The following is a 12491-nucleotide window of genomic DNA, read 5'->3' as shown; positions in this document are numbered from 1 at the left end:
TGGCCGGTAGAGGCCGACGACCGCTGACAACGAAACGGCTCACGCTGAACGCTACGCCACCAGCACCGCACCGGGGCGGCCAGGGCGCCGACGATGCGGGCTCATCTCGCACGGCGATCGCGGCCGCGCCTTCGCGGCCGCGCGGTCCGGTCGGGCCGGCCCGACCGGGATCGTGCACTACAGTTGCGAGGGTCCGACCGTGGCGCTGTCCGGGTGAGCGGAGGGCCGACACGGTGAGGATGGACGCAATGGCGATACAGGACTGGGGCGACGCCCCGGAGATCCATCCGTCCAAGATCAAGGTCGGTGACGTCATCGGCACGCTGCGGCCCACGACGCTGCGTTACACCGTCAAGATGATCAGCGGACCGCAGACCACTCCCCGGCGCTGGACATTCTTCGGCCGCGACGCCAACGGTACGCAACACACGGGCACCTTCGGCGAGGACGAACGGGTTCGCAGGTACGCCAAGGCGTCCTGACGCGGGCCTACTGCGCGGCGATGGCGCGGCGCAGCTGCCGGACGTGCAGCCACTCGATCGCCGGCATCCCGGCGGTGACGACCGCGGCCACGCCGTAAGCGACCCAGGACGGGCTGTCGTGGCCCACGGCCATCAGGTAGGTGGCAGTGGCCACCGCGACCAGCGCCAGGCCCATCGCGCCCACCAGCAGCACGGTGCCGCGCAACCAGACCCGATCGACCGCCTCCCCCGACCAGCCGGAGTCGGCCTCCTCAGCCGGCGCCTGCGCCCTCGGCTGACGCGCCCATTCGGCCGCGGTGCGCGGCGCCTGGGACATCAGGCGCACCGGGGCCCGGGGTGCCGTCATCCCCCGGGCGGCGGGCTCGCTCTGCGCCATCCGGCGGGCACGCAACAGCATCGGGATGGCCCCGGCGATGATCAGCGCGGACACCACGATCACGGCGTACAGCACCCACGACGTGGTATGGCTGCCGCCGGCCGCCTTGTGAAAGCCCCGCCCCAGGTCCGACAGCGCGACGGCCGCGGCCACGCTCACGCCCAGCAACACCAGCCAGACGACGGCGCAGGCGCCGATCAATATGCGGTCGACGACGTCGGGCGAAACGGTGTCGTCGCCCAACCCACGGCGGTACGCCGAATACCTGCTGACCATCAGCAGCTCGTCTGCGGTGCGTCGTTGGTGTTCGACGACAGGACGGTTCCATCGCTCGTCGTGATCGAGCAGTTGAGCCGGCTGACCCGGAAAAGGCTGGACGCCTCGACGGAGCCCACGTCGGACTGGGAGATGGGCGTGACGGTCATCGACCACGGGATGTACACGTTGTGCTGCGTGCGCCGCCGCCCCGACGCGTCGACGTAGGTCACCGAGATGATGTCACCGGGCGCCTTGGTGCCGGTCACCGAATAGGTCACTTGCCGCGGCCCCGCCGGGGTGGTCGGCGGCGGTGGCGGCGGCGCCGCCGCGGTCGAGGTGGCCGGGGGCGGGCGGCGGTGGCGGTTTGGTGGTCGTGATCTCGTCCTGCATCGGCGGCGTCGACGGGACGGTGGTGGTGGTGTTCGGGTTGGCCAGCTTGGTGGTGTCGGTGCGCGCGAACAACAGCGACACCGAGACGACGAGCGCGATGGCGGCCACGATGGCGGCGATCCCGACCACCCACGGCCAGCGCGGTGCGGCGTGCTCGTCGTCGGTGTCGTCCGACTCGTCGAAGGCGTCGTAGTCGTAGAGCCGGAGATCGGCCGGCAAGTACGGGCCGCTCATGAAGTGCTCCGACTCCGGGGCCGAATAGGCCCGCGAGTAGGCGTCGGTCTGGCCGGTCTGCTCGGCCGCCGGCTCGGCGCCGTCGTCGAAGGGCTCGAGTTCGTCGTCGGGACCGGGTTCGCCCGCGGATTCCGGGCCGTCCGCGGGCTCGCCGTCGGAATCGGGTTGGTGGGGAGCCTCGTTCACGGAATCGGGTTCCTCAGGTTCCCATTCCGGTGGTTTCGGCCCGCTCATCTTTGCCTGCCCTGTCCGACTGCCTCACCAGCGCGCGGGGCCCGACGGCCGTAGCGTTGCGCGCGCGCTTGAGAAATTGTCATTGCCTGGGCAAAACATTACCGAACCGAGAGTGGCAAAGAAGTCCTGGCGAAGCGGCCACAGATCACGTGATCGGATTGTGACCTTATCGCGTGCGGATCAGTGCTTCTCGGGTCCCACGTAGTACTCGAATACCAGTCCCGCGACCGACGCGAGGACGAACATCACCCCCGCGGCGATCAGCCACGGCAGCCACAGCGCGATGCCGACCGCACTCACCGAGGCCGACAGCGCGATCAGGATCGGCCACCAGCTGTGCGGGCTGAAGAAGCCCAATTCACCTGCTCCGTCGCTGATCTCGGCGCCCTCGTAGTCCTCGGGCCGGGTGTCGATGCGGCGCGCGACGAATCGGAAGAAGGTGGCCACGATCAACGCCAGTCCGCCGGTCAGCGCCAGCGCGGTTGTGCCCGCCCATTCCTCACCGCCGGTGGCGAAAAGGGCTGTCAGCACCCCGTAAAGCACCGCAACCACAATGAAAAACCCGGCGACGAATTCGAAAAGCCTGGCTTCAATATGCATTTGGTGTCCTAACCTACTGCTGACTTCCGGCCAACTGGCCGCGGCGGGTGTCGAACGGGTGGGTGGACACCGCGAGCGGTGCCTGACCGATGGCCTGCAATGCCTGGGCGTTGCTCTTTCCGTCGATCCGCTGCTGCAGGTAAGCCTTGAAGTCGTTGGGCGGCACCACCCTAACCTCGAAATTCATCATCGAGTGATAGGTGCCACAGAACTCGGCGCAATGGCCCACGAAGGCCCCTGGCTTGCTGATGTCGTCCACCTGGAAGACGTTGATCGAGTTGTTCGCCTCGGCGTTGGGGATCACGTCGCGCTTGAACAGGAACTCCGGCACCCAGAACGTGTGGATGACATCCGCGGAGGCCAGCCGGAACTGGATGCGCTTGCCGGTCGGCAGCACCAGCACGGGGATCTCGTCGCTGGTTCCCAGGGTCTCGACCTTGTCGAAGTTCAGGTAGGTGCGGTCGGAGGTGTTCAGCCCGCGTACCGGTCCGACGAGCTCCTCGCCGTGGGCGTCCTTGCCTTCGGGCTTGGACACCATCGCGTTCTTGCGCGCCTGGTCGGCGCCGTCGTAGGTCAGCGTGCCGTCCTTGAAGTCGACGCGCTGATAGCCGAACTTCCAGTTCCACTGGAAGGCGGTGACGTCCACCACCACCTCGGGGTCCTTGTCGACGTGCAGCATTTTCTCCTGGACCACCACGGTGAAGTAGAACAACACCGAGATGATCAGGAACGGCGTCACCGTCAGGACCAGTTCCAGCGGCATGTTGTAGCCGAACTGGCGGGGCAGCTCGGTGTCGGTGGCCTTCTTGCGGTGGAAGGCGGATGCCCAGAAGATCAAACCCCACACGATGACGCCGACGACCAGCGAGGCGATGGTGGCGCCGAGCCACAGCTCACGGTTGAGGTGGGCCTGCGGGGTGATGCCCTTGGGCCAGCCCAGGCCCAGCACGTCCTCCCAGCTGCATCCGCTCAGGGTCAGCGCCAACACGCCGAATGTCGCGGCCAGCGCCAGCGGCCGCAGGCGACGGGGCAGACCATGCCGAACGCCCCCGGAACGGCCCCAAAACCTGCCCTGCGACAAACGTTGCGAACGGACCTGCTCGCGAGGTGTCACGTCGGCGCCTCCTGCTCGGATATCGAATACTACGCAGCGTAGACCACGCCGCTGACCGCGGCGACGAAACCCCGGCCCGTCCCGGGTGTGCGGCACCACAATCGGCGGCCGGGTGCGGCATACTGGGGCGCCGTGTGTGGTCTGCTGGCGTTCCTCGCTGCCCCCGACAGTGCGGACGCCGCCCGGGCCGACGCCGCGATCGCGCGCGCGTCGCATCTGATGCGCCACCGCGGCCCCGACGAGCCGGGCACATGGACCGACCCGGGCGCCGACGGAAGCGTCGTGTTCGGCTTCAACCGGCTGTCGATCATCGACATCGCGCACTCGCACCAGCCGCTGCGCTGGGGCCCGCCGGAGTCGCCGGATCGCTACGTGCTGGTGTTCAACGGGGAGATCTACAACTACCTCGAGCTACGCGACGAGCTGGCCACCGCGCACGGCGCGGCCTTCGCCACCGACGGTGACGGCGAGGCGATCGTCGCCGGATACCACTACTGGGGCGCCGACGTGCTGACCCGGCTGCGCGGCATGTTCGCCTTCGCCCTGTGGGACACCGCCACTCTCGAATTGTTCTGTGCCCGAGACCCTTTCGGTATCAAGCCGCTCTTCATGGCCACCGGCACCGGCGGCACGGCGGTGGGCAGCGAGAAGAAGTGCCTGCTGGACCTGGCCGAGTTGGTCGGGTTCGACACCGACATCGACGACCGGGCCGTGCAGCACTACACCGTGCTGCAATACGTGCCCGAGCCCGAGACGCTGCACCGCGGGGTGCGCCGGCTGGAATCGGGCTGCCACGCGCGGATCCGGCCCGGGCGGCAGCCGGAGATCCCCCGCTACTTCGTGCCGCGCTTCGCGGCCACGCCGATCAGCCGCGACAGCGAGCAGGGCCGCTACGACGAGATCACCGCGGTGCTCGAGGACTCGGTGGCCAAGCACATGCGCGCCGACGTCACCGTCGGGGCGTTCCTGTCCGGAGGCATCGACTCCACCGCCATCGCGGCGCTGGCCATCCGGCACAACCCCAAGCTGATCACCTTCACCACCGGGTTCGAGCGGGAGGGCTTCTCCGAGATCGACGTCGCGGTGGCCTCCGCCGAGGCGATCGGCGCCCGCCACGTCGCCAAGGTGGTCCACCCGGACGAGTTCGTGGCCGCCCTGCCCGAAATCGTCTGGTACCTCGACGAGCCGGTGGCCGACCCCGCGCTGGTGCCCCTGTTCTTCGTCGCCCGGGAGGCCCGCAAACACGTCAAGGTGGTGCTGTCCGGGGAGGGCGCCGACGAGTTGTTCGGCGGCTACACGATCTATCGGGAACCGTTGTCGCTCAAGCCATTCGACTACCTGCCGAGGCCGCTGCGGCGGTCGATGGGCAAGGTGTCCAAGCCGCTGCCGGAGGGAATGCGCGGCAAGAGCCTGCTGCACCGCGGCTCGCTGACGCTCGAGGAGCGCTACTACGGCAACGCGCGCAGCTTCTCCGACGCCCAGCTGCGCGACGTGCTGCCCGGCTTCCGGCCCGAATGGACCCACACCGACGTCACCGCCTCGGTGTACGCGCAGTCGGCCGGCTGGGACCCGGTGGCCCGCATGCAGCACATCGACCTGTTCACCTGGCTGCGCGGCGATATCCTGGTCAAGGCGGACAAGATGACGATGGCCAACTCGCTGGAGCTGCGGGTGCCGTTCCTGGATCCAGAGGTCTTCGCCGTCGCCTCGCGACTGCCCGTCGAGGCCAAGATCACCCGCACCACCACCAAGTACGCGCTGCGCCGAGCGCTTGAGCCGATCGTTCCCGCGCACGTGCTGCACCGGCCCAAGCTGGGCTTCCCGGTGCCCATCCGACACTGGCTGCGTGCGGGCGAGCTCCTGGACTGGGCCTACGGGCTGGTGGCGTCCTCACAGGCCGGTCACCTCGTCGACCTGGCCGCCGTCCGGCGGATGCTCGACGAGCACCGCAACGGCGCCGGCGACCACAGCCGCCGGCTGTGGACGCTGCTCATCTTCATGCTCTGGCACGCGATCTTCGTCGAGCGCAGCGTGGTGCCGCAGATCAGCGAGCCGCACTACCCCGTGCAGCTGTAACGGTTCCGCTCGCCAGGTTCAGGCGAGCACCGCGGCGATCTCGTTGGCCGCGTCGTCGCCGTACGCGCCGGCCAACCGGCTCACCGCGGTCTCGCGGTCCCAGTCCCAGTTCTGGGTTCCCGTCGTCTCCAGGACCAGCACGGCGACCAGCGAGCCCAGCTGCGCCGAGCGCTCGAGGCTCAGGCCGGCGCTGCGGCCGGTGAGGAAACCGGCGCGGAACGCGTCGCCGACGCCGGTGGGGTCGGTTTGGCTGGTCTCGGGCACCACACCGACATGGGTGGTCGTGCCGTCGGGCTCGACGATGTCCACGCCCTTGGGTCCCAGCGTGGTCACCCGCAGACCGACCTTGCCCTGCACGTCGGCCTCCGACCAGCCGGTCTTGTTGAGCAGCAGCTCCCACTCGTAGTCGTTGGTGAACAGGTAGGCCGCGCCGGCGACGAGCTTCTCGATCTCGTCACCGGACAGGCGGGGCAGCTGCTGGGAGGGGTCGGCGGCGAAGGGCAGGCCCAGCTTGCGGCACTCCTCGGTGTGCACCACCATCGCCTCCGGGTCGTTGGCCCCGACGATGACCAACTCCGGCTCGCCGATGGCGGCGACCACGTCGGCGAGCTTGATGTCGCGGGCCTCCGACATGGCACCCGGGTAGAACGAGGCGATCTGGGCCATGTCGAGGTCGGTGGTGCAGGTGAACCGCGCGGTGTGCGCGGTCTTGGAGATCAGCACGTTGTCGCAGTTGACGCCGTGCGACTGCAGCCACTGCCGGTAGTCGTCGAAGTCGTCGCCGGCCGCGCCCACCAGCGCCACGTCGCCGCCCAGCACGCCGATGGCGTAGGCGATGTTGCCGGCCACGCCGCCGCGGTGAATCACCAGGTCGTCGACCAGAAAACTGAGCGATACCTTCTGCAAGTGCTCAGCCAGCAGGTGCTCGGAAAACTTGCCGGGGAACCGCATCAAATTGTCGGTCGCAATCGAACCTGTCACCGCGATCGTCACGAATGTCTCCGCCCTTCGTTAGTAAGGTTATCTAGCTTACGCACGCCTCCGGACCGTCACTGTGTGCACGGTCGGCGCGAGGCGGTGCGCTAGCCTCCCTAGGGAACTCGCTCAAGTCGCCGGTACCGCGGTGCTCGGTCGGGGTATCCGCACCCAGCCCCGTGTACAAGTCCCGTCTACCACCGTAGGAGACCACGATGGCAGGTCCGCACTCGCCGAACCACACCGTCGGCGGCAGCGGACCCAGCGGACCCGAACGCCCGGCCGAAGCCCGGCCGCTCGAATTCCCCGACGACCCCCGCGCCGGCGACGCGGCACCCGCCAATTATGCCGGGCAGGCGCCGCCGATGCCCTACCCGCAGCGACGCTCCAAGCGGCGGCTGGTCGTCGGCGTGCTGTTGGCCGCCGCGCTGGTGGCGGCCCTGACCGTGGCGATCGTCTACGGCGTGCGCACCAACGGGGCCAACACCGGCGCGACGTTCTCCGAGGGCGCCGCCAAGACGGCCATCCAGGGGTACCTGGACGCCCTCGACCACCGCGACATCGAGGAGATCGAACGCAATGCGCTGTGCGGCATGTACGACGGCGTCCGCGACAAACGGTCCGACCAGGCCCTGGCGAAGCTGAGCAGCGACGCGTTCCGGAAGCAGTTCTCCCAGGTCGAGGTGACCTCGATCGACAAGATCGTCTACCTGTCGCAGTACCAGGCCCAGGCGCTGTTCACCATGCGGGCGGCCCCCGCGGTCGGCGGCCCGCTGCGCGGCGACCTGCAGGGCATCGCCCAGCTGCTCTTTCAGCGGGGCCAGATCATGGTGTGCTCGTACGTGCTGCGCACCGGCGGCTCGTACTGAGCGCGCGGGCTCGGGCTTACCCGGTCAGTTGAACGAGTCGCCGCAGGCGCACGAACCGGTGGCGTTGGGGTTGTCGATCGTGAAGCCCTGCTTCTCGATGGTGTCGACGAAATCGATGGACGCGCCTTCCACGTAGGGCGCGCTCATCCGGTCCACCGTCAGCGTCACACCGCCGAAGTCGGCGGTCAGGTCGCCGTCGAGCGTCCGGTCGTCGAAGAAGAGGTTGTAGCGCAGGCCCGCGCAGCCTCCCGGCTGGACCGCGATACGCAGCGCCAGGTCATCCCGCCCCTCCTGGTCGAGCAGGGACTTTGCCTTGGTGGCGGCGGCCTCGGTCAGGATCACGCCGTGCGTCTTGGCGCTCGACTCGTTTTGCACCGTCATTGCTTCTCCTACATGCCTCATCGTTGGGTGGCTTCGTTCAGGTTCGAGCCCGCTGGTGTCGCGTTAGGCGGCCCGATCCGCCCGGAAAAAGCCCACTGCATCAACGGTACCTTGCAGGACCGCTATTCCCGAGTCGCGCCGCCACCACCGACGCCAATCCCATGAGCTGATTGGCCGCGTCGGCCTGCGCCAGCCGCACCGATCCGGCGTGATCGGCAATGGACAGGGCGGCCATGATGCCCGCCGAGCGCACCGTGGCGTTGTCCAGCCCGACCTGGCCGGCCAGCACGATCACCGGCACGCCCCGCGGCCGGGCCGCGTCCGCGAGAAAACCGACCACCTTGCCGTGCAGCGACTGTTCGTCGAAGCGCCCTTCCCCGGTGACGATGAGCTCCGCGGTGTCCAGATCGTCCTCCAGGCGGGTGTGATGGGCGATGATCGCCGCGCCCGACTCGCACCGGCCGCCGAGCGCCAGCAGCCCGGCGCCGAGCCCACCGGCGGCCGCCGCGCCCGGCTCGGCGCTGACGTCACGCCCGGCCACCGCTTCGAGGATGAGCGCCCACGCCTGCAGTCGGACCTCCAGCGCCGCGACCGTGACCGTGTCCGCGCCCTTCTGCGGCCCGAACACCCTGGCGGCCCCCCAGGGTCCGAGCAGAGGGTATTCGGTGTCGGAGGCGGCGATGAGCTCCACGTTGGCCAGCTGGCGGCGGGCGGAATCCAGGCCGCCGAGCTCGGCGATCATGCCCTGCCCGCCGTCGGTGCAGGCGCTGCCGCCGAGCCCGACCACGATCCGCGTCGCGCCGGTCCGCATCGCCTCGGCGATCAGCTGTCCCACTCCCCTGCTGTGGGCCGCCATCGCGGTCTCCGGGGTGGGTGGACCCCCCAGCAGGGCCAGGCCGCACGCCTGCGCGCATTCGAGGTAGGCGGTGGTCGTGGCGGGGTCGAACAGCCACTCCGCCTCGACCATGGTGGACAGTGGCCCGGACACCCGCAGGCGACGCGTCTTGCTCCCCAGCCGGCTGGCGAGCACCTCGACGAAGCCGGGGCCGCCGTCGGATTGCGGGGCGACGATGAAGCGGTCGCCCGGGCGGCTCCGGGTCCATCCGGTCGCGATCGCCGCGGCGGCCTCCACGGCCGTCATGCTGTCGCCATAACAATCCGGGGCCACCAGGACGAGCATGGCGGGCAGCTGCAAGCGGCCGGGAGCGAGGCCGAAGCCGGCGTCATCCGACGCCATCGACCCGTCGTCCATCACAGGCAGCCATTCATCACGTGTAAGAGTAGGGCCAAGTGAGCCGCTGACGCAGGTCTAATAGCGAGGCATTCCAAGCCAATTCCGAGACGGACCATCGGCGAAGTAACCTGGCCTCTGTGAAGCTGATGGGCCGTAAGAAGGGCCAAGACGATCTTGACGACGGCGCGGCCGCACTCGATGCCGCCGGCGACCCCGAGACGACCGCTCGGGGATCGCGCGGCACGAGCCCCAAGGGCCGCCCGACGCCCAAGCGCAACGAGGCGCGCCGCCCGCCGCGCAGGGGGCCGGCCGCGCCCGCCCCGATGCCCGCGTCGGGGGCGCGGGCCCGCCGCAAGTCGCTGGCCGGCCCCAAGCTGAGCCGCGAGGAGCGCAAGGCCGATCGGACCGCCAACCGCGCCAAGATGGCGAATCGCCGGGAACGCATGATGGCCGGCGACGAGGCCTACCTGCTGCCGCGCGACCAGGGCCCGGTCCGGCGCTACGTGCGCGACGTGGTGGACGCCCGGCGCAACCTGCTGGGCCTGTTCATGCCGGCGACCCTGTTCCTGATGTTCGCCATGTTCACCACCCCGCAGCTGCAGCTGTACGTCTCCCCGGCAATGCTGCTGCTGATGGCCGTGATGCTGGTCGACGGGCTGCTGCTGGGCCGCAAGGTGAGCAGGCGGGTGGACGCGAAGTTCCCCGACAACACCGAAAGCCGTTGGAAGTTGGGCCTTTACGCCGCCAGCAGGGCGTCGCAGATGCGCCGGCTGCGCACGCCGCGGCCCCAGGTCAAGCGCGGCGCCGATGTCGAGTAGGCCCGGCTGAGCGCGGTGCGCACGCTGGTGCTCGGCGGGATCCGGTCGGGCAAATCCCGGTGGGCGGAGGACGCCATCGCCGGGGCGCTGCCGGCCGGACAGCCGGTGTGTTACCTGGCCCCCGGCCCGACCGGGACGGGTGACGCGGCCTGGGCGGACCGGGTCGCCGAGCACCGCGAGCGCCGGCCGGGGCATTGGTCGACGATCGAAACCGACGACATCGCACGCCAATTGCGCGGGTCCCCGGACATCCCGACGCTCGTCGACGACCTCGGCGCCTGGTTGACCGGCACGCTGGACCGCCACAACGGATGGGACGGCGGGCCGGTGCCGGCCGCGGTCCGCGACACGATCGAATCCACGCTCGCCGCCGTCGGCGACTTTCATTCCACGTTGGTGCTGGTCAGCCCGGAGGTCGGCCTGGCCGTCGTCCCGGCCACCGCGTCCGGGCGCCGGTTCGCCGACGAACTGGGCGCCCTCAACCAGCGGCTCGCCGAGCTCTGCGACCGGGTGGTCCTGGTGGTGGCCGGGCAGGCGGTGCCGATCAAGCCGTCGGGAGCCTGATGGAATTCGCCCCGGTATCGCCGCCCGATGCGGGCGTCGCCGCTGCCGCCCGCGCCCGCCAGGACACCCTGACCAAGCCGAGGGGCGCGCTGGGCCGCCTCGAGGACCTCTCGGTGTGGATCGCGTCGTGCCAGGGTCATTGTCCGCCAAGGCAATTCGAGCGCGCCCGGGTGGTGGTGTTCGCCGGTGACCACGGCGTCGCCCGGTCCGGGGTATCGGCCTACCCGCCGGAAGTGACCACCCAGATGGTCGCCAACTTCGAGGCCGGCGGGGCGGCGATCAACGTGCTGGCCGACCTCGCCGGGGCGACGGTGCGCGTCGCGGACCTGGCGGTGGCGGGCGACGCGCCGGCGGGGCGGATCGATGCGCACAAGGTGCGCCGCGGCAGCGGCGACATCGCGGTCGAAGACGCCCTCACCCACGACGAGACCGTCGCAGCGATCGCCGCGGGCCGCGCCATCGCCGACGAGGAGGTCGACTCGGGCGCCGACCTGCTCATCGCCGGGGACATGGGGATCGGAAACACCACCCCGGCGGCGGTGCTGGTGGCGGCGCTGACGAACACCGAGCCGGTCGCGGTGGTGGGCTTCGGCACCGGGATCGACGACGCCGGATGGGCGCGCAAGACGGCCGCGGTGCGCGACGCCCTGTTCCGGACGCGGCCGGTGCTGCCCGACCCGGTGGCGTTGCTGCGCCGCGGCGGCGGCGCCGACCTGGCCGCGATCGCCGGCTTCTGCGCGCAGGCCGCGGTGCGGCGCACCCCGCTGTTGCTCGACGGGATGGCGGTGACGGCCGCCGCGTTGGTCGCCGAGCGGCTGGCTCCCGGCGCGCGGCTGTGGTGGCAGGCCGGTCATCGCTCCACCGAGCCGGGTCATGCCCTGGCGCTGGCCGAGCTCGGCCTGGAGCCGATCCTGGATCTGCGGATGCGGCTGGGTGAGGGAAGCGGCGCCGCGCTGGCGCTGCCGGTGCTGCGCGCCGCGGTGGCCACGTGCGCGTCGATGGCCACGTTCGCGCAGGCGGGGGTCTCCGAGCGGGCCGCTCCCCCACCGTGATGCGTTCGCTGGCAACGGCTTTCGCGTTCGGCACGGTGCTGCCCGTCCCGCGTTCGCACGGCGCCCGGATGGGCCGCGGCGCCATGACGGCGCTGCCGGTGGTGGGCGCGGCCCTGGGCGCCTTGGCCGCGGCCGTGACGTGGGGCGGGGCCTGGGCGTTCGGGGCGTCCAGCCCGTTGTCCGGCCTGGTCGCGGTCGCGGCACTGCTGCTGGCGACGCGCGGCCTGCACATCGACGGTGTGGCCGACACGGCCGACGGGCTGGGCTGTTACGGGCCGCCCGAGCGGGCGCTGGCGGTGATGCGCGACGGGTCGACCGGGCCGTTCGGCGCGGCGGCCGTCGTCTTGGTGATCGCGCTGCAGGGCCTGGCGTTCGCGGCGCTCGGGGCGGCGGGCAGGCCGGGAATCGTCGGCGTCGCCGTGGTGGTGTTCGCCGGCCGGATCGCCGCGGTGGCAGCCGGCCGCCGTTCGGTGCCGGCGGCCGCCGGCAGCGCCCTGGGGGTGCGGGTGGCCGGCAGCCAGCCGGTGATCGTGGTGGCGGCCTGGGTCGCGGTGCTGCTCGCCGTCTCGCCGGCGGGGGGACCGCGGCCGTGGCAGGGCCCGGTCGCGGTGTTGGCGGGCCTGTGCTGCGGCGCGGTGCTGGTGTGGCACTGCGTGCGCCGCTTCGGCGGCATCACCGGTGACGTGCTGGGCGCCGTCATCGAGCTGACGACGACGGTGGCGGCCGTGACGCTCGCCGGACTGGTGCGGTTCTAGGGCGAGCGCCCGGCTGGCCGGGCGCTCGGGCTCGGTGCGGTTAGCCAACCCACGAGTGTGAACTTATCTTCACGCTCGC

General features: G+C 70.6%; 13 protein-coding genes and 1 pseudogene. 7 read left to right on the top strand and 7 right to left on the bottom strand.

The window, feature by feature from the left end:
* Positions 1–248 precede the first annotated feature (248 nt).
* On the top strand, positions 249–482 hold the full coding sequence (locus C1737_RS03860) for a hypothetical protein (protein ID WP_067917846.1): 234 nt from the start codon (positions 249–251) through the stop codon (positions 480–482).
* Positions 483–489: 7 nt separating this feature from the next.
* Here C1737_RS03860 and C1737_RS03855 read toward each other — a convergent pair whose 3' ends face one another.
* From C1737_RS03855 to C1737_RS03840, 4 genes and pseudogenes are all read right to left on the bottom strand, one after another.
* A complete protein-coding gene (locus tag C1737_RS03855) occupies positions 490–1134 on the bottom strand; it encodes a DUF2561 family protein (protein ID WP_067917838.1) in 645 nt (214 codons plus the stop codon).
* Positions 1134–1974, bottom strand: a pseudogene (locus C1737_RS03850) (MmpS family transport accessory protein). The gene C1737_RS03855 and the pseudogene C1737_RS03850 overlap by 1 nt, the downstream one beginning before the upstream one ends.
* 180 nt (positions 1975–2154) lie before the next feature.
* Positions 2155–2574, bottom strand: coding sequence for a cytochrome c oxidase subunit 4 (locus C1737_RS03845; protein WP_067920667.1), 420 nt, complete (start codon positions 2572–2574; stop codon positions 2155–2157).
* Between the two features lie 13 nt (positions 2575–2587).
* On the bottom strand, positions 2588–3688 hold the full coding sequence (locus tag C1737_RS03840) for a cytochrome c oxidase subunit II (RefSeq protein ID WP_082972786.1): 1101 nt from the start codon (positions 3686–3688) through the stop codon (positions 2588–2590).
* A 132-nt stretch (positions 3689–3820) separates the two neighbouring features.
* Between C1737_RS03840 and asnB the strand changes: the two genes are divergently transcribed.
* On the top strand, positions 3821–5764 hold the full coding sequence (asnB, locus tag C1737_RS03835) for an asparagine synthase (glutamine-hydrolyzing) (RefSeq protein ID WP_102417284.1): 1944 nt from the start codon (positions 3821–3823) through the stop codon (positions 5762–5764).
* Positions 5765–5782: 18 nt separating this feature from the next.
* On the opposite strand, the gene C1737_RS03830 is transcribed toward asnB, so the two are convergent.
* The gene (locus C1737_RS03830; RefSeq protein WP_067920671.1) at positions 5783–6757 is read right to left on the bottom strand and encodes a carbohydrate kinase family protein; all 975 of its coding nucleotides are present in this window, start codon (positions 6755–6757) and stop codon (positions 5783–5785) included.
* A gap of 197 nt (positions 6758–6954) precedes the next feature.
* On the opposite strand from C1737_RS03830, the gene C1737_RS03825 reads away from it, so the two are divergent.
* A complete protein-coding gene (locus C1737_RS03825; RefSeq protein ID WP_068093055.1) occupies positions 6955–7608 on the top strand; it encodes a hypothetical protein in 654 nt (217 codons plus the stop codon).
* A 24-nt stretch (positions 7609–7632) separates the two neighbouring features.
* On the opposite strand, the gene C1737_RS03820 is transcribed toward C1737_RS03825, so the two are convergent.
* Together C1737_RS03820 and C1737_RS03815 are read right to left on the bottom strand one after the other, a co-directional pair.
* Positions 7633–7989 carry an iron-sulfur cluster assembly accessory protein gene (locus C1737_RS03820; RefSeq protein ID WP_067920675.1) on the bottom strand — a complete coding sequence of 119 codons (357 nt, stop codon included), beginning with the start codon at positions 7987–7989 and terminating at the stop codon, positions 7633–7635.
* A 100-nt stretch (positions 7990–8089) separates the two neighbouring features.
* Positions 8090–9169 (bottom strand): glycerate kinase, encoded by a 1080-nt coding sequence (locus C1737_RS03815; RefSeq protein WP_102417770.1) that lies wholly within the window; start codon positions 9167–9169, stop codon positions 8090–8092.
* Positions 9170–9360: 191 nt separating this feature from the next.
* On the opposite strand from C1737_RS03815, the gene C1737_RS03810 reads away from it, so the two are divergent.
* Genes C1737_RS03810 through C1737_RS03795 form a run of 4 tightly spaced genes read left to right on the top strand, consistent with a single transcriptional unit; the run spans position 9361 to position 12412 of the window.
* Positions 9361–10041, top strand: a complete 681-nt coding sequence (locus tag C1737_RS03810; protein ID WP_102417283.1) for a DUF3043 domain-containing protein — start codon at positions 9361–9363, stop codon at positions 10039–10041.
* Between the two features lie 15 nt (positions 10042–10056).
* The gene (locus C1737_RS03805; RefSeq protein WP_102417282.1) at positions 10057–10605 is read left to right on the top strand and encodes a bifunctional adenosylcobinamide kinase/adenosylcobinamide-phosphate guanylyltransferase; all 549 of its coding nucleotides are present in this window, start codon (positions 10057–10059) and stop codon (positions 10603–10605) included.
* Positions 10602–11657 carry a nicotinate-nucleotide--dimethylbenzimidazole phosphoribosyltransferase gene (cobT, locus tag C1737_RS03800; RefSeq protein WP_102417769.1) on the top strand — a complete coding sequence of 352 codons (1056 nt, stop codon included), beginning with the start codon at positions 10602–10604 and terminating at the stop codon, positions 11655–11657. Before C1737_RS03805 ends, cobT begins: the two co-directional genes overlap by 4 nt.
* Positions 11654–12412, top strand: coding sequence for an adenosylcobinamide-GDP ribazoletransferase (locus C1737_RS03795; RefSeq protein ID WP_102417281.1), 759 nt, complete (start codon positions 11654–11656; stop codon positions 12410–12412). Before cobT ends, C1737_RS03795 begins: the two co-directional genes overlap by 4 nt.
* The last annotated feature ends 79 nt before the right edge of the window (positions 12413–12491 follow it).

It is taken from the genome of Mycobacterium sp. 4858 (assembly GCF_900240975.1).
GTDB lineage: Bacteria > Actinomycetota > Actinomycetes > Mycobacteriales > Mycobacteriaceae > Mycobacterium.
Note: the sequence above shows the minus strand (reverse complement) of the source record. Positions and strands in the feature narration are given on the sequence as shown.

Excerpts from the sequence above, each read along its gene's own strand:
- C1737_RS03860 (WP_067917846.1), top strand. The coding sequence starts at position 249 with ATGGCGATACAGGACTGGGGCGACGCCCCGGAGATCCATCCGTCCAAG.
- C1737_RS03855 (WP_067917838.1), bottom strand. The coding sequence starts at position 1,134 with ATGGTCAGCAGGTATTCGGCGTACCGCCGTGGGTTGGGCGACGACACC.
- C1737_RS03845 (WP_067920667.1), bottom strand. The coding sequence starts at position 2,574 with ATGCATATTGAAGCCAGGCTTTTCGAATTCGTCGCCGGGTTTTTCATT.
- C1737_RS03825 (WP_068093055.1), top strand. The coding sequence starts at position 6,955 with ATGGCAGGTCCGCACTCGCCGAACCACACCGTCGGCGGCAGCGGACCC.
- C1737_RS03820 (WP_067920675.1), bottom strand. The coding sequence starts at position 7,989 with ATGACGGTGCAAAACGAGTCGAGCGCCAAGACGCACGGCGTGATCCTG.
- C1737_RS03815 (WP_102417770.1), bottom strand. The coding sequence starts at position 9,169 with ATGCTCGTCCTGGTGGCCCCGGATTGTTATGGCGACAGCATGACGGCC.